Source organism: Sutcliffiella horikoshii, assembly GCF_002157855.1.
Taxonomy (GTDB): domain Bacteria; phylum Bacillota; class Bacilli; order Bacillales; family Bacillaceae_I; genus Sutcliffiella_A; species Sutcliffiella_A horikoshii_C.
The window spans coordinates 3,184,816-3,207,726 of sequence record NZ_CP020880.1; the positions used below are offsets into that span (position 1 = coordinate 3,184,816).

Sequence of the window (22,911 nt, forward strand, 5' to 3'; positions counted from 1 at the left end):
GAATTTTTCAAAAATAATATCCTATCAAATTTAATTATAATGAAAAGAATAAGGTTATTAAAGGTGCACGAAGCAAATTTACATGCTTCAAAAAACCATTCTTTTATATATTTTTGAATATACTTAGAAACTAACTTTGGTAGGGGAGAAAACATCATGCATGAAGGAAGAATAATCAAATATTTTCGCAAGAAAGCTAAATTAACACAACAGCAACTTGGGGATGGCATTTGTTCTGACACTCATGTAAGTAAGATCGAACGTGGGATGACAGAATATTCCCCAGAGGTTACATTCCTACTATCTAAACGACTTGGAATAAATATCGAAGAGGAGCTAAGCCGTTTTCATAACTTAAAGAAAATTCTCGCTCGCTGGCATGATGCAATCATCATGCAACGGTTCGAAGCTATTGAAATAATAAAAGAAGAACTAGATAATGAAGAACTAATCCAAATCAGTGAACATCAAATCCTTTATGATTTACTTAGAGCAAGATATCACCTACTACGTAATAATTTAATAGAAGCAGACATAATCACAAAAAATATACAAAAAGCTCATAGAAAGTTGCCCCCATATGAAAGTAACCTACTAAAGCACATATTAGGGATGTATTACCTAGCTAATAAAGATATGATAAAGGCAGTCAATATTTTACGATCGATTAACAGTGATGATTATAATAATCCAGAGTATTATCTAACTTTATCAACCGCTTATCTTGCAGTGAATTCAAAGATAATGGCTTATTACTATGCAGAATTATCTTTGCAATTTTTCATCAAAACCAATAATTACTTAAGAAGTATAGATGCAGAAATGATTATGCTAATAACTAGGGAAGGTGAGGGACAATGTGATTTTCAAAAAATAGTCGAGCAGTATGAAGCTTTAATCCAAACCTGTGACCTTTGCCATGCCCATGATAAAAAGGCAAAGGTTCTTCATAACTTAGCAGAGGAACATTATTGTAGAAAAGATTATAAAGCATCTAGTCGGTTGTTTCATAAATCTATGTTGCTAAAAGAAAAAAAATCAGCTGAGTACTTAATTTCTTTGGAAGCTTTCATACGGTGTTGCTTCGAAGGAAGTATCCTATCAAAGGATAAATTAGAAAAGCTTGGAAACGAAGGGCTAGTGATTGCAAGAGAGATTAACCAGGGTCTACATACAATAAATCTACAGCTTCTTCTCCTTCGGATCAACAACCAAATTGCGGAATACTATCATTACTTAAGTACTAAAGCCTTAACTTACTATAAAAAATGTGGTTATGTATCTATAGTACAGCGGTATGAAAAGGAACTTTTTAACTATCATTTAAAAACCCGCCAAATCGATGATGCTCTAAAATTTGCGGATTTATTAATTAATAATGGTTAAAAAATGTAGAGTATGCTCGCTAAAAAATGGCCGCCACTGAAAAAGTACTTTATTTTAGATTTTATTCGGCACCGCTGTTGATTTCCGCAAATGGCTTCGCTTTCCGTGGGGCGACCTTGAGCCTCCTCAGGCTGCGCCCTGTAGGGTCTCAAAATTGTCGCTACTCCCCCGCAAGAGTCTACGCCATTTGCTCCAATCATCAGCTAGAAACCATCAATAACAATAGGGTTTCAGTTTTAAGTTATCTCGATAAATGCCAGGGAGTTCTCCCTGGCATTTTTGCTGTTTATTTAGTTTCTTAATTCCAGCCCTATTGATCGGAATAATTTTTCCAATGTTACCTTACCTGATTTTTCTTTAGGTTTCTTATCCCCTTTAACATCTGGGCCTACTTTAAAGAAATTCTTCTCGATGTATCGGAGGTCTTTCTCATCTACTTTACCATCTTGGTTGATATCTCCCTTGTTCACACCTACATTCTCTTTTCCATAGGAGAAAACAGCAATAATCGCATCGTTAATATCAATCATCTTGTCACCATTTACGTCACCCGCATAGCCTGTTTCTATTTGGGCTATATGTCGTGTCCCTACTAACTCACCATCAATATACGTCCCTACAGTCTGAGTCGTTTTACTCGTAAGGTGACCAGGTACTTGCACATAAATGTCATACTCTTGTTCTGTAGTTGGTAGTTTATCTATTGTATAGTAAGCATTACTATGAATAATCGAGGCTTCAAAGGTTTTTCCATTGTTATTTTTCGCATAGACCTTTGCTCCAAGCTTAGAGTAGTCAAATGTATTATCCCATTGACCATTTTCTCTCATGAATGCTTCTGGTTTCATGTTCCCATTTACGATGGAGTATTTTGCCAGAATTATAAATGACTTGTCTTTATATACTCGAATCGTAGTAGGGTTAGAATCTGATGTTTTCTTGTATTTAAAGGCAATAGTATCAAAAGATAATGATAATCCATCTTGGTAAGTGTAGTTTTCATCGTTTATGACTTTGAATGTGACATCCAAAAACGGTAAGTTCTGATCGATAGCTAAATCATTTTCCTCAATCGAAGCTCCTACTTTGACAGTGCTAGCATTTAATGTTGGTTCATCTAATATAAAGTTAACTCCCTTTTCCTCTGTGTACTTTTCAAAGGCCTCATTGACTTTGACATTCAGAAATTCAAAGTGTTTATTATAGAAAGGTACAGTGAATTCTCCAGAGGCCAGTTGCTTAACATTGTTCAAATTCAATGTCATCGTAATTCCGTCCCCAAGACGCACCTTTTCTTTATCATAACTTGGAACCGCGTATTCCGTTCCTTCTTTTATGAACAGGTAACGATTTATGCCTTGCGGATATCCTACTGAAGCTGTTGCATTATCAAATACAAATAAATTGGAGTCTAAATAAGACATTTGGTCAATTCTTTCCTTCGTTGCCGGAAATCTAAAGTTCCCTTCGCTATCCACCGCAAGGAAATGACGATTATAGTAGTTATACTCCCACCAAAGTGCACCATTCACAGATTGATCGATAGCCATTCCTTTTTGTTTGAGAGCATCGACTGTCGAATCATATACGTTTCCGTGAATCCATACTGCAGGGCCTTCATATCCTTCTTCTATCGTGTACATCGAATCATCCACTTCATAAATACCAGGATCCATGGATACCTCTACCTCCGGAGGAGTATTATCAATCATCACCATTGCGCCTTTACTCCGGGGTATACCTTGCTCATCATACCCAATCATTTCGAACGTATAGTCACCTTCCGGCAGTTTCACCTCTTTATCAGAAATTGGCTGCGAAGGATCATTGGTGAATGGGTACACTTTTCCTTTAAAAATAGCATCTGCCCAATAATCAATACCTGTCAATAATTGGCTTGCATCAATGGTTGCGATAAATCCAATTGCTTCCCCTGATTTTCCATCTTTCACCAATACATCAATCGTCTCTAATGGAGTTGATAATTTTACGATTGCATTGGTATATGGCGTATAATACGGATGTGCCTTCGAATCATTCGCAATCATCGGTCTTGTCAATACCATTTTCTCAAATCCTTTTTCTGTCACACGGATGGAAAAAGGTATTCGGTAATTTTCTTCTTCATGTTCCGAATTAATAAGGGTAACATATCCTTCATACCGCCCGAATTCCGCATCTTGTGAAACGCGTATAGTCGGCTCAACCTCTACATATTTTCCTGGTTCAATAGAAACTGTATTTGGTATTATTACTTCTACACCATTTTTGTCGGCATCCTGAATTTCTCCCTTAGCTGGTAAGAATTCAACATTTGTGTTAAATTCCTTTACATCTTTTTCATTGAAGTTCCGTATAACTATTTTCCTGCTGTCTTCAATAGGCCCATCTCCCTCTTTAAAGTGACTGCCGAAAGCAATTGAACCCGTTTCTTCATCAATTTCGATGAAATTCCCATCTTGTTCATGCATCGTTTTGTCCATAACTTTTATTAGGGTTTCCGTATGAACCGCCTCGTACGCATTAATTCGCCCTGAGCCGATTTCATTGACGGAGTATTCGCCATTCATTTCATCCGCCGTATTCATTAACGCCGCTTTCACATCAAAAGGTGTATATTCAGGATTGGCTTGCAAGATAAGCGCTGCCGTCCCAGCTACATGAGGAGCAGCCATGGATGTCCCTTGGAGACGAGCATATGCGGTATCGTATTTTCCTCCGTCCTGTGGATCATTAATAAACTCAGGGATAGTAGAGAATATTGCCACTCCCGGTCCGACGACATCTGGTTTAATGTCATCATTCCCGTTAGCAGGGCCTCTTGAACTAAATTCAGCTAAGCGGTCTCCTTCTGTCTTGACACTACCTAGTGATTCAAATTTAATTTCTGATTGAGGAAGCATCTGTTCCCCGTCAGCTTTTGTAATCCCGAAAGTAGGAATATAATTCATCCCCTCCCCAAGATAAGCTTCTATCTCCCCATCAACATGATTATAAATAATTACAGCTTTAGCACCTGCAGCTCTAGCATTTTGAATTTTTTCATCAAATGTAATGTCGCCTCGTTGAATGATTGCTACCTTACCTGCGACATCTTTATTGTCAAAGTCGGTTTTAGTTCCTATTCCAACATCGACAGTAGGCAAGGTTTTATTTTCGAGATCTTTTAAGTTATCTGTAAAGTTTTGCGCCAATAACTTCATGTCGGTGATGCTGGCTTCCCCTGCACTTGCGGTAATCGTTGGAATGGTTACCGAAACATCACTTGCCCCTACCGTAATTCCTAATGCTGCTGCTCCAGGAGATCCTAGAGTTTTTTCACCAGGTCCTGCGTTTCCAGACGCAACGACAGTCACAACGCCTGAGAGCATCGCATTATTAACCGCTATAGATGCCGGATTTAGCGGATCATTAATACTTGATCCTAATGATAAGTTGATAACATCCATCTCTTCTCGAACCGCCCTGTCAATACCTGCAATGATTGCAGCAAGCGATCCTCTCCCATAAGAACCCAACACACGATACATATATAAATCGACATCAGGGGCTACTCCCTTTACTGCAGATGCCGAGCTGTTTTTCTTTTGTGCTGCGATAGATCCAGCTACGTGTGTTCCATGTAATGTATAGTAACTGGAACCACCTTCAAATTCAGGCCTTCCGGAATCCTTCCAATCTTGATACGTTGCCTCCATTGGATCTGAATCATTATCAACAAAATCATATCCGCCTTTATAAGAATCTTTTAAATCTGGGTGATTATAGTCAATTCCTGTATCAATCACCCCCACTTTTACTCCCGATCCGGAAATATTCTCTTGATGAAGTTTGTCCGCACCGATTTGTACAAGGCTATCATCTACCTTTGAGGAAGTTGATGATTTCATTTCACTTGCTTCTTCTGGTAGGTCAAGCTTCACTTCAGCATCTTTCCAAATACGTTTGACAACTCCTGTACTAAGTAACTCTTGCACCGCCGTTCCCGGTAATGTCATCGCTACCCCATTGAATGCCTCATGGTATTCTCTCGTAATCTTGGAGTCTTTCATCTTTTCTTCATTTGGTCTATTTAAGCTTTTGATAGTTTTCCATTCTTTTTGAAACGTATCGTGATCTTTTTTCACTTTACTTTTTGCTGAAGAAAGAGTCATTCTTTTTCCTTTTGCAGCATTCTTTGCCACTTCCACCTCTGCTGGGTCAGAATTAAATTCTACAATTACGTTGACTAATTCTGAATTCTCTTTGTTAATATCAGGTGAAACGACAAACCCTGGTGTAATCTCAAGTTCTTTCAGCGCTTTCCTTTGATGCTCAGTTAAATTAACTAACATCTGCTCCACACCATTTTTATCATTCTGAATATTATCTTCAGCAATAGCTTTATATGAAGTCCCCGTGGAAAATAACAAACTAGCAACTAAAGTTCCTGTAATTAAATGTTTTATTTTTCCAATGCTCATACCGTTCCTCCTAGAAAAATTATTCTAAATCTAAAGCATGGTGAAAAAGAAATTTAGTAGACTCATAATAATTGGCTCTGATTGTTAATATTGAGTAGGATTCTAGCTGTTTACTTCTTACAGAGGTACCGGCAATCTTGAGATCTCGCAGGGCAAAGCCCGGGGAAGCTCAAGGTAGCCCTTTGATAAGTTCAGCCTGTTGCGGAAATCAAGAGCGGCGCTTAACAGAGCCTAATAATCAAATCCAAGTTTCAACAATTGTTGCGTCATCACCGGGCGAATTTTTTATTAGAGAAAATCCCTTAGGTATTTCCTTTCTAATAGCTTCTAGATTTGTTCTCGTCAAGATATAGTTAGTAGGTTTATTGACATCGAATACCCTTGCTATATACATGTCCTGATAGTCTATCGGACTAGAAAATATAACTATGATCGGCATTTTATACTTTGTAAAATTAATCTCACTAAATGAATTTATCAGTCTGTCCTGGTTGACCATCATAATTCTCCCTTTTTAAAACAATTTCAATGCATGTAGTATATAATGACAAAAAGAAAGCCAAGAATATCGAACACTGAGGATATTCTTGACTCTTAACACTGGTGTTTATCTTTGATTGTTTAGTAGAGAAAAGGATTATCTCGAAGGTTGGTATTTAATACTTGTAACATCTTCTATTTTCAATATTTAGCATCATCAACCATTTGTTTTGCTTGAATATTTAAATTGGAAGAGTAGGTGACGCCTTGGTATTCGTTCCCTGCTGTATGATCCAATTTAATTGCAAAGGAAAGGTCGATATATTGATTATCGTTTAATTGCCAGAACTCATGCTTCTCCCCTTCTTTTGACCCCTCGCCTAATACCATCTTCGCTTTTCCGTTACTGCTTTTTGCTGCTGGTTGAATTTCCTCTTCTTCTACAAATCCAACTACCATTTCAACTCCAGGAGTAATCATTTTAGATAAAGTCTTGGCTTCGTTTGTTGGACCATTGAAGAGTTGATCCAAGTAGATTCTTGATTCTTCCAAGATGTCATCCGTCATTTCTTCTCCTTCAGAGAACTTATAGGCAATATATCCAATTTTATAAGCATCAAGAGAAACATCTGCATCTACAGACTGGTTATACGTTGCTTTTAAATATACATCCATATCCCCAGTGTTTTCGATTGTTAACCATTCACCATAAACTAATTGGGATGGGGCAAAGCCTGTTTGGTCCACTATCATGGTCTCCATGTCTTGCCCGTTATTAATTTCTAGTAAACCGTTTGTTATTTGTCCAGTAGCATTTGTCTCAGATGTAAACCAAGAATATGTACCGAAACTTGCTGACACCACCATCGTTCCTACCAACGCACTACCTAAAAACGCATTTTTCAATTTAAACATGTTAATCCCCCTTATTCATTATGATTGTTTAATCTCTTTCTTCCTCTTTGGCTTTATTTTTTCAAATGCCACTATACATACATAGCCTGTTAAAGGTAGAGCTATGAACAGTAAGAAACCAAGTGGGCCCTTTATAAATTGAGAAAAGTAGCCTAAGAATGGAATCAGAAATATTTTTTTTCCTACAATCTCATTAGCTGTTGTGACATTCTCGTCTGCTGAATTGTTGTTATCACCTTTCGTATAAAAATGTCTCCCCCCATCTGCTTCAACAATGGACGTGATTCTATGAGTGACCAGTAGTTGCTCTTCGTTGTAAAAGGAAATAATGTCACCCTTGCTAAGATCACCTGGATCAACCTCTCGAGTAATAATGACATCCCCAGCCTCAAAAACTGGTGCCATACTATTCGATAATACGGTGAGAGGCTTTATCCCCAAAACGCTTAGTGGTTTGTTACTGTTAAGGCTAGCGAAAATGGAAAATAGGATGACCATGATGAATAAGATGATTGTGATCGTTAAACCTTTTTTTACTAATGTTGCAACCTTTTCCATTTCTCACCCTCGTTTCTAGTTGTTGTGCCAATAAGGTTTATTGTTGAAGAAAAAATTTGCTTCATTCAGAACACTATATTAATATTCTGATTTTTACTGCTATTCAAATTATTGCACAGTTATTGGTACAAGTGTATTGGGGGATTTAATAGTATTCAGCTCTGCAAATCCCATGACTTTTCATCAAAAAATCCTCTCAAAGTTCGATAGAATAGGAATATATTAATATAAAAAGAAGAAGGGTGTAAAAACAACCAGTACAATATTCCTACTTCATTCCCCCAACTTTCACTCTTTATAAAAGGCTGTTTTCGTAAACTTTGTTGCTTTTTCGTATGTTTAAACCAACCCTTATATTCCTTACTGTCGTGCTCTTTTCCTTGCTGAACAGGAAAGCTCGCCTGCCATTTACAGTGTAGATAAGCGGGAAAAAGTCCAGTTGCCGACTTTTTCCTTGCGAATAGCAACAATCTTTGAGAAAAGAGCTTTATAAAATGAAAAACAAAAAAGCTGTTCCAATACTATTGGAACAGCAACAATTTATTATATGTTATATAAATTCTTTGATTGTGTGAGTCTCACTGGGGAAATCAGCAGTAGACTCCCGCATCCTACTAATTGTTAAGGAGTCTGCTAGCATACCTGTTAGCCTCCTCATGCTTGCATTGGTCTAGGTAGTATTGAAACATCGTTTTTTCATACGTATGCAACTGATGATAATTCCCGTTCTTGTTAAGCATAGGGATGATTTTTTCCTCAATAAATTGATAATAAAGCTCTTTTTCATCATCGTGCAGTAAACGAAGCATTTGAAAGAATGCTAAGCTACTATGATCTTTGATTTCCTTTGATATTTCCATGCCCGTTTGAATCAATTGCGTCAGCATACTATCCACTTTATTTTCTTTTATCTGTAAGCAACAGTAAATATATCCTATAAGGTTATTTAAGTAATTAGAAGATTTTTTATTACCTTTCAGTAGGTCCAATGTCTTTTTATAGTATATTCTTGCGTTTTCATTATCCCCAGTATAAGAATATTCATAAGCTAAATTACTTAGCAAGTTGGCTTTTTTTGAAGTATCATTTATTATTTCGCATTGCGCAATCAATTGGTTATATCGATTGACAAGATTGTCAAAATTCCAAAGCTCGTTTCTTCCTTCATTAATTAATTTAATAGTTTCTGCATCAATGATTTTTTTGAAATTATTTGTCTTTTGAAAATATTCAAGTGAAAGTTCACTATAATAGTAAGCCTTTACTTTAAATTGTAGATTGTGATAGGCAATTGCAATCTGATAATAGAATTCCAGGTTCTGATATTCTTTTTCATTAATTTTAAGAAGATATTCCAGTGCTTTTTTGAAGTTACCTTTTTGAAGTTCTGTTATTCCTAATAGATGGTGGAGTAAATGAGTTTCGTACGTATTTAAATCTTTGCGGACGTTATATATTTTATCAATAAGTGCTTTTGCATTCGTTATGTCCCCTCGCAATAGAAAATACCTTGCTTGCAGAAGAAAATACTTATTTTTCACTGATTGGATTAAAAACAGAGAATTCTTTTCAATTTGATTTTTGAGTCGTTCAATTTCATTGTTCTGTTGCAAGACCATACAATCGTGCCATTGATGCAGAAGTTTTTCAAATTTCTGAAGCGATTGTAATTCTTCTTCCATATTAATTCCCAGCTTCTCACTTAATAGATTGGTGATCTCTGATGAAAACTGAGTCGTTCCCCGCTCAATTTTACTTACATGAGTTACAGAACAGACCCCTTTTCCCAGTTCTTCTTGTGTCAGGCCATTTTTTTCCCTATGGAATTTAATTAGGATTCCTAAACTCAATGCAACACACTCCCAACTATTTTATATACTATATACTGAATGGAGCTTTTTCTTATCATACCTTTTATTTGCATTCAGATGTAGTAGCATTATTAGTTTTTTGCGATAATTTAGAATCTACTATTCAAATCCACTTTTAAATGATGCAATAGAACAAGGGCAGCCTAAAGAATAGGACTACCCTTGTTCATCGTTGTAAGTCAGAGCCTGTTACATTAAGAAGTAATACCCAACTCTTTTTTTATCTTTTGAATAGTCATGCCATTAGCTTCAGGTTGAGGGTCTGGCGTATCGAGTACAAAGTCGTTTTCAGATAAATAGTACTTTTCAAGAAGTTGAAAATCCAACTCATTTGTCGTACCATCGAAATTTATATCTGTACTTCTATTTTCAGTTCCCCAATGCTCATGAAGTAATAAGACATCATAAATATCTACAACATTGTCTTTATTAATATCACCTGGCTTTGATACTGCAGTTCTATAGGAAATCCACTCTCCAATATCAGTCCCATTTACTTCATATCCAACTTCTAATGGGGTGTATGTCGTATAATGTCCTGGCACATCAATAATCATTGTATATTTCTTCACTGTTACAGGGAGATTATCAACATATAATCGACCATTAGCTTCTAATCTCGCTGGATAGGTTGTTCCTTCCATATCTTTTAAATGGATAGCTGCTCCCACTTTTGAATAATCTCTACTATAATCAAATCCACCATTTTCTGTTAACAATCCTTCAGCACCTAAAAATCCTGCATCCACCTGTGAGATTGTTGGATAAATTGGGTGAAGCCCGATTTCCGTCGTTATTCGTGGTCCATTATTTATCTGCATCGTAGTAGTACTAAATAGAGGTGCATAAACATATCTAAATTCTTCTGCATTTGTATCTGCGGTCATTTCAAATAAAACTACATCTCCGGAGACGCCCTCTTCTGGGATAGATATGTCAATAGTTGTCCGTGTTGTACCTGGTTTAGTAGTTGTTTCTACTAATTCCGATCCTTCAGGCAATTGGTCTCCTAGCTGGAAATCAATAGATTCATCAAAGAACTTATCTTGATAAGATAGAGTCATAGAGAGGTCCTTGGCATTTGTAAGATTATGTGCATAGAACGTGTACTTGATTTTATCTCCCATTCGGTACGACTCTTTATCTGGCTTTGCAAATATAAACTGTGACCCTTCTTTTACATAATAAACGACTTTAGGTATAGCCGTATTACCTGCATAATCAGCACCAAGGAATTGCAATTTTCGTATGGAGCTCGTTGCAACATTGAGTTCTTGTGAGAACTTACCATTTTCATCCACTTCAAGGCGAAAGTTTGGACCGGTCGGGCCATACCAAAGGTTGTTATCTGCTTGACTCAGTGAAATGCCTGCTTGTTGTGCTTCATTTAGTTCTTGATCGATCAAATTACCTGATAATGTTACGCTGTCTTGGCCTTCTGGCAGCACTACAATTGGGTTATCACCTTTAGGCATGGCATTTGTCTCGTCAAAGGTCACTTGTGGTTCACTATTATCAAGGCTTATGGTCGACGTTCTAGCAAATTGCCTGCCATCCTTTGTCGTGCCAATCATCTTGACTTCATATATGCCATCTTCTGCTCTAATTCTAGTATAGCTAATTGGCTTCTTCTCGTGTCCGGTAAACGGAAAATAATAACCTGCAAATCCATCTTCAATGAAATAGTCATAGTCAATTGCTGCTCCCGTCGCGTTTACTCCTGTAATCCAGCCTAAGTCTTCTTTTGTATCGGGATCCACCAATATCCAGTCCAATGTTTCCATTGGGGAATTTAATCTAAAGTCTAGATCTGTAGCCTTCCTACTGTAAGGGTTTTTCACCCGGTTAGTAGAAATACTTGGTGTATATACTTCAAAGTGTCCGATCCCTTCTTCCACTACCTTTGCTCCAAAAGGAATACGGTAGATTTCATCTGTATCCTTTTGGTTTTTAATGACAATATATCCTTCGTAGGTTCCTTTTTGGGAGGATTTCGGAATCGTAAGAAAAGCATTGAAGCGACCCTCTTTATTTTTTTTCACTTTAATCGACCTTGGAACATTCAGTCTTACACCGTTTTCCACTGCATCCAGGGATCCTGATGCTTCCGCTCCAACATTATATTCAACAGAGATATCATACTTTTTGTTTTTCTTACTATTATTTGTAATCGATAGATTCGTTGTTTTGGTGATATGTTCATCCCCCATTGGAATGAAACCGTAACTTAAGCCACCAGTTTGTTCTGGGATGATTGTTTCTTCTCCGTTTTCAATAAATGGCGTTTCATCCAGCACGGAAATGAACGTATCTGAGTGAAGTGCCTGCATTGGATCGACTCGCCCCGCTCCGACTTCAAATACACTATATTGATTTTGTAACGGATCTGCTGTATTCATGATGATAGATTTAATATCACTTGGTGTGTAATCCGGATGTGCTTGTAATAATAACGCGGCAATCCCGGCAACTTGAGGAGAGGCCATGGATGTTCCTGATAATCGTTGGTAAGCAAATGAATAATCAGTAGAATCTTCTTTATTATGCATATATGCTGGGACGGTGGATAAAATATTCACGCCCGGTGCTGTTACATCTGGCTTGATATCATATAATGTGCCTGATGGGCCCTTTGAACTGAAAGAAGCAAGCTCATCTCCGCTAATTTCCGCTTCACCCATTTCCCCAAGTGTGATAGTTGGTAAACCCTCTTTAAATAATTCTTTTACTGCTAAACCATCTTGATTTGATAGAGAAAAAGTAGGGATATTTTCGTTGTTTTCTCCTAGATAGTGTGGAATATGGCCGTCGTCCGGGACATTGTTATAAATTACAACACCAGCAGCGCCATTTTGTTTAGCGTAATTCATTTTATCAATAAGGGCATAGGTGCCTCTGGCAACGAATGCAACCTTTCCATCTACATCTTTCCCGTTGTAATCAGCAGGTCCGCCTTCTCCAACTTCGACCATTTCGTAATTTTGTCCCTCGAGCTTCCTAAAATCATCCGTCCATTTATTGGTCATCAACTGCAGGGTACCGTTCGACTCCTTGCCATCTGCAGAAAACATACCATTATAAGTTGTGACAAAAGAGGGGGCAGAACTGGCTCCTACCGTCAAAGCAAGGGCGGCAGCTCCAGGCGAACCTAACGTACTATTCCCAAGATCTCCTGAATTTCCGGCAGCTACGACAGCCGTCACACCGCTTAAGACGGCATTATTGACGGTTAAGCTAGCAGCATCTAAAGGATTGTTCGTTTGTGCTCCAAGCGATAGATTAATGACATCCATACCGTCTGCAACTGCACGATCTATGCCGGCAATAATCGCGCTATTCGATCCGCTTCCATAAGGGCCCAATACACGATAAGCATACAAATCGGCTTCAGGAGCAACACCTATGACCTTATAGTCCGAATCATTCTCAGCTTGTCCAACAATTGTCCCTGATACATGTGTTCCATGATTTGTATAGTAGGTGTTACCTTGGTTCACTTCAGGATACCCAGGAGCTGCTTTCCAATCCTCATATGTGGCTTCCATCGGATCATCATCATTGTCTACAAAGTCATATCCTCCTTTGTAAGCATCTTTTATATCTGGATGATTATAATCGACTCCTGTGTCTATAACGCCAACCTTTACTCCTTTACCTGTAAACCCTTCTTTATGTAACTGATCAATATTCATAAAGAGGATACTGTCCACTTTGGTTGTTGCCTCTTCTTCCTCTGTTAATTTTGGTGGAGGAGTTAGCTGGACTTCCAATTCGCTGTATACTGCTTTTACCACATCAGAGTCTAATAGATTTTCAACCTTGTTGGCCGGCAAGGACAGGGCAATTCCATTAAAAGCATTTTTATAGGAGTGCTTTACTTCGTAGTTTGCTTTCCCGGATTTCTCCTTTGGCACAAGCTTGTCATCTAATTCTTTTTTAAATTTTTCATGTGATTCTTCCACCATTTTTTTCGCCTTTTCAAGAGGAACCTCTTCCCCTTGTAGTGACTTGGAAACTGTCTCTGCCTTCGCAGGTAATTGCTCGAATTCAACAATGACGGTCACATTCTCCTCACTCTTTAAATCAATGTCCCTTGATAATTGAAGGCCTCTAATCGAGCGGTTTGTCTCTAATTTATCGAGTGCCTCTCGTTGTTCTTTTGACAGACTCGCAACAATATTCATGGCGTTCTGCTTTGGTTCTGCCTGTACAACTGTTTCTGAACCGATCGGCAAAGCTGAGCCCAAAAGAATCCCAACACTTAGCACAATCTTCGGCAACTTTCTACTTTTCATCCTTTTTACCCCCTGCGTCATTCTACTTATAATTTTAATGTCGAATCGTCTTCATGTCATTGGGGGTAATTTAGTTAAATTAAGTAAGGAAAAGCAAAGAATTTATTTATGGTAACTAAAACCTAAACATTGAATTATCAAACTTTTCATAGATTTTCATTTTGATTTGTATCCATAGAACCAGCACTAAATACTCATATAAATTGGGGGATATTAAAATAGTTTCAAAGAGTTATATTTTACAAAATTTATAACTTGGGAAAATCAAACCATTCTAAAGAACTATACCGTTTTATATCAGTTTAAAGATTTCTGAAAATAACTATAAATAAAACGATTTCGCTGGGCCATAAGTTGCGTTATTCCTGCCTTTATTCTCCTATGTTCCCCCCATACATTCTTCAAATAGCATGTGAGATTATTTATTTCATTAAGAATATTTTGCTTTCTTAATAAACAAATTGCAGAAGGAGTGGATCACTTGGACAAAAGTAAGTTATTTAAAAGTGTCACTGTAGTCGGATTGTCATTAAGTTTGCTTTTCAGTACTATTTCTTATTCTCCTGAAAAGGTATCTGGGGAAACATTAGGAAAAACAACCTCTTCTAGTATGGAAATACTAAACAATCTAACAGATGCACAAAGAAAAGCCATGAAGTATTTAGAATTAAACGATAAAACTGGGCTGCAATTGCCTCCTGCAGTTAACCTGGACAATGATGAAGAGATCTCTGTTATCTTAGAATTTCATCAAAAACCAGCTAAGGTTGCACAACTAATAGCAAGTTTGAAGGGGGAAGAAGTATCGGAATCAAAAGCCAAAAGCAATATTAACCTTGAACAGAAGAAATTCAAAGAAGAGTTAAGTGGCATTTTCAAAGACAGTGGGAAAAGTGACTCTTATTCCATTAAATATCAATACTCAGAAATATTTAACGGAATGGCTATTACATTGCCGGCAAACAAGATAAAAACAGTTTTGCAAACCGGGACCGTAAAAACGATTTGGGGAAATGAAACAATCAGCATTAATCCACCAGATTTAAGCGAAGTGTCTAATCTTGGAATAACTACTAAAATGGCAGATAGCAACCCTCACTTAGGGATAGACCGACTTCATGAAGAAGGATTGACCGGAAAAGGGATAAAAATTGGCGTTATTGATACTGGAATAGATTATAACCATCCTGACTTAAGAGATGCCTACAAAGGTGGATATGACTTTGTAGATAACGATGACGACCCAATGGAAACAACTTATGAAAATTGGAAATCTACTTACAAACCAGAATTTTCAGGGGGAAATTCATATTATACCAATCATGGTACGCATGTCTCTGGAATTATTGCTGGACAAGCTTCCAATAACAGTGATTATGCAACGAATGGAGTGGCTCCAGATGCCGACCTTTATGCATATAGAGTACTTGGCCCATATGGTAGCGGTGCTACAGAAAATGTGTTAAAAGGGATTGACCAAGCGGTCGAAGATGGGATGGACATCATAAACCTGTCTTTAGGTGCTGCCATTAATGATCCATATTATCCGACTAGTGTCGCAGTTAACAATGCAGTTCTTAGTGGAGTAACAGCCATTGTAGCAGCAGGAAACTCAGGGGATGCAGCCTATACTCTTGGATCACCAGGCTCTTCTGCACTAGCATTGACGGTAGGGGCAAGTGATACCCCTTTGGAAATCCTTACTTACGAAGGGAAATTATCCTCACAATCTATTAGTCTACAATTACTAGGAAAACACTATAGTGATAAAGCAGAAGACTTTAAAGGTCAGACACTACCAATCACAGAAGTGGGGTTAGGAAGATCAGAGGATTATTCAGGGAAAGATGTTAAGGATAAGATTGTTCTTGTCAGACGCGGAGAGATTTCGTTAAATGACAAAATTAAACATGCAAAACTAAATGAGGCTAAAGCTATCTTTATGTACAACAATGAAGAGGACGGGCATATCCCTTACTTCCTGGGTGAAAATAAAGACTTCATTCCAACATTCAGTTTGACAAAAAAAGATGGAGAAATATTACTGGAAGAAATGGAACTTTCAGAGGAATTTCTTTTCGAAAAAACGGGCACCGTTTTAACGGAGGGAGATCGTTTAGCTGACTTCAGTTCACGAGGACCTTCAAAATTTAATTATGATATTAAGCCTGAAGTGGTAGCGCCTGGAGTCGGTATTCAATCCACAGTCCCATCCTACATGGTAAACCCTGAGAATGTGGATAATTATGAATATGCGTATCAACGATTATCAGGCACATCCATGGCCGCTCCTCAAGTAGCTGGTATTGCCGCTCTCTTATTAGAATCCAATCAGGAAATGCAACCAGAGGATATAAAAACAATTCTAATGAACACGGCAGATCCGTTAAATGGGGATTACAGCGTATTTGAAGTTGGGGCGGGACGAGTCGATCCGTATGAAGCAGTCCATTCTAACATGCTATTCCAGGTGATCGATGAAACAACTAACATATCTGATGGAGATAGTATTATAATTGATGAAAAAACAGGCTCCATCAGCTTTGGCCTACAATACAACGATGGAAAACACATTCGCGATCAACGTACAATTGAAGTGAGTAATCATGGTAATGAAAAGAAATCCTTTAAAGGAAAAGTAGAATTCACCAATCATTCATTGGGTGCAGATGAGAACGGTGTACAGGTCCTATTTGATAAGAAGGTTTCAATTAAACCTAGAAAATCGAAAAAAACCAATGCGTTTGTCATGATTCCAAAAACAGCAGAACCAGGGTTTTATGAAGGTTATATCTCTTATGAGAATGTAAACGACTCAAATGAAACCTTTCAAGTTCCCTTTTCCATCCGTGTTGCAGCAGAAGGGTTTGACTTCTTGGCACTTGATAAACAAGTCTTAACCACCAATCCAGGAGGCTCCTATTTTGGATCATTTCCTGTTGCGACCTTCAGTTTCCAGCTTAACTCTAACGTAGAGCAAGTGGATGTAGTCTTAGCAGATGGAAAAACAGGTGAAGATATTGGTTATGTGGGATATTTCAATGGCAGTGACTTACAAATAGGTATCCCCTACGGGTTATATGGATATGGAGGCAATTATTATCCATTTACTGGAGATGAGGATTATCCCGTTCATCTAAAGGAAATGTTCGCGAAACAAGGACATTATAAGTTGAAATTTATTGCTACCAATGAAAGCGGCAAAACGTTTACGGAAGTAGATGACATATTTGTCGATAATAATAAACCAGAATTTAATACGAGTATTGATGATCAACTAGTCTATGAATTTTCTGAAGGACAAGAAACCTACTCAGTAAGTGGAACATTAATTGACAATGAAGTAAGGGATATTCAAGCAGCAGGTATCAATATTAGTCAGGCAGATAATTTCATTTATGAATATTTGTACACAATGTTACCTGATTATCGTATTTTCCCAGAAGAAGATGGCACTTTTGAAATGGAAGTCCCTCTTGTTAGACCAACAAACAATATAGCAAGCTTGGATGCCCTAGATGCTGCGACGAACAAAACGGTGAAAAGAACGTATAATTTTGTTCCCGAAGGTACTTCCTATATGACAGGAGTCTACAGTAAAAAGTCCGCGAAACCTGGAGACATTGTTACGTTTACAATGACTGCCAATAATGTTAGACAATTAAAAGAAGCAAAATTCACGTTATATTTCATGGATTCAATGGAAATTCTCGATATTAAAGAAAATGATGCATTATCCAATTATGATGTAGACCTACAAACTAATTTGTCCATTGGCTCTACCTCCAATGCAAAAGTGGATCTTATCCTGACTGGAGATCAAGAAATCACAGGTGACATGCCATTGTTAGATGTTACATTTAAAGTAACCGATAAGAGATGGACGGACTTCGCAGGATTTAACTTTACAAGCAATAGATACATTGACACAAATGGAGATTCCATTACAGCACAAGGATATATAGAAGGACTGAAATTGCTTAATCAAACAGGAATCATCAGTGGTGGATTTGTTGGGCAAGGATTCTTAAAACCGGATACATCCGTTGATTTTTCCCGAGACTATACAAAAGTCGGTGCTTCCATTGAACTGATAAGTCCGGACGGAACCAAATCTACGACTGACATCAATACAAGAGCAGGTTTCAGCTTCCATAACATACCGATAAATGCTGAGCCATATACATTAAAGGTGAATATCCCCGGTCACTTTCCTTATTTTAAAGATATTATGGTGAATAAAGAGGAAGATGGAGAAATTACAGGATCTTTAACTTCCATTACTGCGTTTACGTATGCAGGTGATGTGAATCAAGACGATGTGATTGATATTTTTGATGCCTTATATCTAAAAGAAAAATGGCAGGCTAGTGATCGTTCTGCCGATATCAATTTAGATGGCATTGTTGATGAGAAGGATTGGAGTTATGTGGAAGAGAACTACCTAATGAGAAATCATACTTTAGATGAACTAAAGGATGTTGTTAAAGTTCATCAAGGCATGACCCTGGAGAAAGTGAAAAAGGAATTAGGGATTACTAATCCGTAACCCCAGTCAGAGAAAAACGCTAGGCTCTCCTAGTAAAAGATGACCTCTGTAATGAACAGGGGTCATCTTTTTTAATTTCCATTCCTATTCCCCCCGAATAAGCATCGGAAGCCACTGAAAATGTAACTGATTCAAGATTTGTTAAGACACCGCTGTTGATTTCCGCAAATGGCTTCGCTTTCCTAGGGGCGCTGCTGGAGCCTCCTCGGCTACGCCTGCGGGGTCTCCACCTAGCGCTATCTCCCTCAGGAGTCTTCGCCCTTTGCTCCAATCCACAGCTAGAAATCACTAAGCACATGATATTTCAGTTTTTCAGTGGCTTCTAAGCATCGTGGGGAGATATTAGTTAATTTAAATCAGCTAATATATCATCTAGTGTTCTTCCGGACTCAATTTCTGTTGGTTCTCTGGAAGCTTCTCCAGTCGGATTTTTTAGTAAATAATTCTTTAGGATAAAGCTCATATCTTTGTGATCCACTACACCATCAAAATTGATATCTGCGTTTCTGTTGTTAGATCCCCATTGTTCTTCGAGATAGACAGCATCCAATATATCGATGACTCCATCCTTATTCACGTCTCCTGCAAGTGCCCCAAGAAAATTCAAGAATTTTTTCTCTCCTAAATGCCTAGTTTCCCTACCGATAGTAAAACTCTTTTTAACAGTAAAATGTCCTGGTATATCAAGAAGAAGGAACATTTTTTCCTGAGTGGAGGGTAATCCTAAAATACTAAATTGAGCATCCTCTTTAATTTCAGCAGGATATTCATTACCTTCGTTATCCAATACCCGAATATTCGCCCCTAATGCAAAATAGTCGATATGTGTAGAGAGTAAATTTCCAAACCCATTCCTTTCATATACGGCTTCTCCATTAATATTCCCCTGCAATTCAGAGTAGCTTGACCAAACTTTAACTGGTAGTGAAATAGAAGAAACGGATACCTTTGAGTTATCTGCTTTTGTTAATGATACCGAGTTTGCGGTAAGTGGAAAATAATCACTTACAAACGCATCATCCTTAATAGTTACATTAACGTTTAATAAGGTGGTTACGTCTTCTAGGTTAGATTCAGTCGTCGTTAATGTGATAATGGTGCCATTATCTGAATCAGTGGTTTCAAGGTGAACCTTTTCCTTCCATTCCTCCACAACAGAGATTTCTTTGATATCTATCACATCTTTATTGTATTGGTAGGAAAAGCTTAGCTTTTTCCACGGATCAAGATTATTTGTACGGAATGCAAAATCCATGCTATCACCTGACAAGGCTTCTTTTTGCGTCGGAATACTAGCAACGTATGGTGCTCCTTTTCTTACAAGGTTGTAGTTTTTTTGTAAAGAAGCAATACCTGCTCGGTCTCTTCCTAGAATACTTAAGTTCATTACGTTTAAGTGACGCGGAAAAGAAGCATTGATAGCAAATTCACCATCATCACTTAATGGAGTATTTTGCCAAAAACTGCCACTCTTATATCTTACCGAGTTATTTCCTTGATTTACATCAATACCTGTTGTCTTAGCTGATTCAATTTGATTATCATGAATGCTGCCTTCCAATGAATAAGTGGTATTTTCAGGCTCCACTTCAATAATTTCTGTTTCTACATCCATTTCTAACGTTGGCATTTCTTTATCAATGATAAAGGGCATATTCACCAAAAGTTCTTCCCCATCATCTTTGATAAAAACAAATTTTAAATAATACGACCCAGGAGTTGCTTTAGTTGTTTCATGAGTAATCGGTGAATCGGGATTATTGGTAAAAGGGTAATATTCCCCATTGGAGAACGTGTAAAATGAATACGGCTTTTCCACTTGTAGAAATGCTCCGTCCATGCTTCCTACAAAACCTAATTCATCCCCAGTATTAGCGTCCGTTAAATATACATCGATATTTCTCATGTGTGAATAGAGGGAAAACTTGGTATTCATGGCAGTCGGACCACCACCATAGTTTTCTCTAATGGTTGATAAGGTGTCATTCGCCGTTAAGTACTCTATACCATCTTTCGAGAGTCTAAATGCGAAAGGAACTTGGTAGCTATCTGTTTCATCTTCCACGTTTGTGAAGGTAATAGTACCTTCATAAACTCCTTCTTCCGCCGTATTTGGTATAGTTAAGAAAATATTATTTGTTACTTTTTTATTAGCTGCAATACTAACTGTTTTTTTTGTATTCACTTTTACTCCATTTTTTGCTCCATCCTTCGAACCGCGAATTCCTACATGGAATTGTGAATCAATAGTAAATGTCACCTTCTTATCTAGATGATTAGTAATGGTAATACTTGCATTCTCTCGATGATGAGAATCATTGGTGATAAGTGTTCCCAACGCTAAAGCACCTGTCACGGATGGAGCCCACTTTTTCTCACCATCTATAAATGTCTCGGTTTTACCCATTACTTTAATGGTCACAGAAGCCGTTTCTGCCTTCCAAGCATTAACTCTACCAGCCCCGATATCAAAAACGCTGTTCGCACCATTAATTGGCTCCGCTGAATTCATTAAAAGTGCTTTGATATCTCCAGGAGTTAGAGAAGGGTATGCTTCTAATAGCAAAGCAGCAATTCCTGCGACATATGGAGTAGCCATTGATGTGCCAGATAATTTCGCATATGCCGAGGAATAATCTTTTTCTTTCCCACCATAGTAATGTGGTACAGTGGATAATATATTCCCACCTGGCGCAACAATTTCTGGTTTTATATCATACGTAAGTCTTGCTGGCCCACGTGAACTGAAAGAAGACAGCGTATCATCCTGAACAACCACAGTTGGAACTAATTTAGTAAAAGTAAAAGTCATTTCATCTATTGCTAGAATTTGTTTAATTTTATCTCCTTGCACCCCTCGCAGATGATAGGTAGGTACAAAGTTTTCATTTTCGCGATATACAACCCCATTATAATCCCCATACCCTGGCGTATAACTGAACACTACTGCTGCACCATGTTCTTTAGCAATCGCAATTTTCTCATCTGTACGAATAGAACCCGTTTTTATCAAGACTATTTTTCCATTTACATCTATATTTTCATAATCGCTTTGCATTCCATTCCCAGCATCTATTACCTCGAAAGTTTTTCCTTCTAATGATCTCGGTGAATTCTCCATTCCAGCAGTTGCATATCGAACTTCGCTCGACTCTTTGCCTTCCTCATATAAGAATTCTCCTTCAAAATCTGGATATGCAACCATCGTGTTAGTAGACCCAACGGTAATATTCAAAGCAGAAGCAGCAGGAGATCCGATCGAATATAACGAAGAACCAGTATTCCCTGCAGCGGAAACGGTTGTAACGCCTGCAAGTACGGCATTATTAAGGGCCACGGAAAAGGGGGATAGCGGATCATTTATGTTATTCCCTAACGATAAATTGATAATATCCATTTCTGCTTGAACAGAATATTCAATTCCTGCTAATATGTCTTCCATCGTCCCTGTTCCATATGGCCCTAAAACACGATAAGCATACAATTCCACCCCCGGTGCTACACCTAATACGGCTAAAGGCGATTCATTTTTATTCTGACCTGCTATGATTCCGGCAACATGTGTACCATGGGAAGTATAAAAGGCGTTTGAGCCGAGAGTTTCTGGGAGGCCCGATTCAAGCCAATCTGAATAGGTAGCCTCCATTGGATCATCATCTTCATCAACGAAGTCATACCCACCATGATATACATCCTGTAAATCTGGGTGATGATAATCTATACCTGTATCTAATACAGCTACTTTTACACCTTTGCCTGTTAGCCCTTTTTCATGTAATTTGTTTACCCCTGTCAATTCAAGTGGATGCTTCCCGTCATATGCTTGTCGTGTTACATCCTCCTTGTTTTCGGGTAATTCTAATTGAATTGTTTCGTTTTCCCAGATGTTTTTTATCACTTTCGATTTTAATAGTTTTGGAATATCAGAGGTTGGTAAATGAACAGTCACCCCATTAAACGCTTCTTTATAGCTTTTTGTAACTTCTCCGTCTATATTTAATTCTAATAGATCTTCCGCAAAAATTTGGTGATCTTTCTCCACTAACTGTTGCCCTTCCTCAATGGAGGCTGTTTCCCCCTCTGCCTCTTTCATAGCTACAGCTGTTTTTGGAGTGAAATGGTTGAATTCCACAATAATCGAGATTTCTTCATCACTGGAATAATCAATGTCACCAGGAAGGTTCACTTCTGAAGTTACCGATGACGTTAAGTCGTTAATAGCCCTCCTTTTTTCTGCTGATAGTAATGTCATCGCATCCTCTATCCCTATATTCCCCTCTGCTACAACTGTGTTAGGATTTGAAATGGCTGGTGTAATACTACTTATGAATAATGCACCAACCAACATCAACCCTACGATTTTTTTCCTTTTCAACTGCCTCTCCCCCAACTTG

The 22,911-nt window shown here is 37.9% G+C and carries 8 protein-coding genes; 2 read left to right on the forward strand and 6 right to left on the reverse strand.

Annotated elements, in window-relative coordinates; genetic code table 11:
- Positions 1-156 precede the first annotated feature (156 nt).
- Complete coding sequence (locus B4U37_RS16460) at positions 157-1,386, forward strand: helix-turn-helix domain-containing protein (RefSeq protein ID WP_088019075.1); 1,230 nt, start codon at positions 157-159, stop codon at positions 1,384-1,386.
- 290 nt (positions 1,387-1,676) lie between these two features.
- Here the strand turns inward: B4U37_RS16460 and B4U37_RS16465 are convergent, their stop codons facing one another.
- From B4U37_RS16465 to B4U37_RS22595, 5 genes are all read right to left on the reverse strand, one after another.
- Complete coding sequence (locus tag B4U37_RS16465; RefSeq protein WP_088019076.1) at positions 1,677-5,849, reverse strand: S8 family serine peptidase; 4,173 nt, start codon at positions 5,847-5,849, stop codon at positions 1,677-1,679.
- Positions 5,850-6,530: 681 nt separating this feature from the next.
- A complete protein-coding gene (locus tag B4U37_RS16475) occupies positions 6,531-7,244 on the reverse strand; it encodes a hypothetical protein (protein ID WP_088019080.1) in 714 nt (237 codons plus the stop codon).
- A gap of 18 nt (positions 7,245-7,262) precedes the next feature.
- Positions 7,263-7,802 (reverse strand): signal peptidase I, encoded by a 540-nt coding sequence (locus tag B4U37_RS16480; protein ID WP_088019082.1) that lies wholly within the window; start codon positions 7,800-7,802, stop codon positions 7,263-7,265.
- 614 nt (positions 7,803-8,416) lie between these two features.
- A complete protein-coding gene (locus tag B4U37_RS16485; protein ID WP_088019084.1) occupies positions 8,417-9,652 on the reverse strand; it encodes a helix-turn-helix domain-containing protein in 1,236 nt (411 codons plus the stop codon).
- 215 nt (positions 9,653-9,867) lie between these two features.
- Complete coding sequence (locus tag B4U37_RS22595; protein WP_198317037.1) at positions 9,868-13,968, reverse strand: S8 family serine peptidase; 4,101 nt, start codon at positions 13,966-13,968, stop codon at positions 9,868-9,870.
- Between the two features lie 481 nt (positions 13,969-14,449).
- Between B4U37_RS22595 and B4U37_RS16495 the strand changes: the two genes are divergently transcribed.
- Positions 14,450-18,517, forward strand: coding sequence for a S8 family serine peptidase (locus B4U37_RS16495; protein ID WP_088019086.1), 4,068 nt, complete (start codon positions 14,450-14,452; stop codon positions 18,515-18,517).
- A 346-nt stretch (positions 18,518-18,863) separates the two neighbouring features.
- On the opposite strand, the gene B4U37_RS22600 is transcribed toward B4U37_RS16495, so the two are convergent.
- Positions 18,864-22,892, reverse strand: coding sequence for a S8 family serine peptidase (locus B4U37_RS22600; RefSeq protein ID WP_198317038.1), 4,029 nt, complete (start codon positions 22,890-22,892; stop codon positions 18,864-18,866).
- Positions 22,893-22,911: the final 19 nt, after the last annotated feature.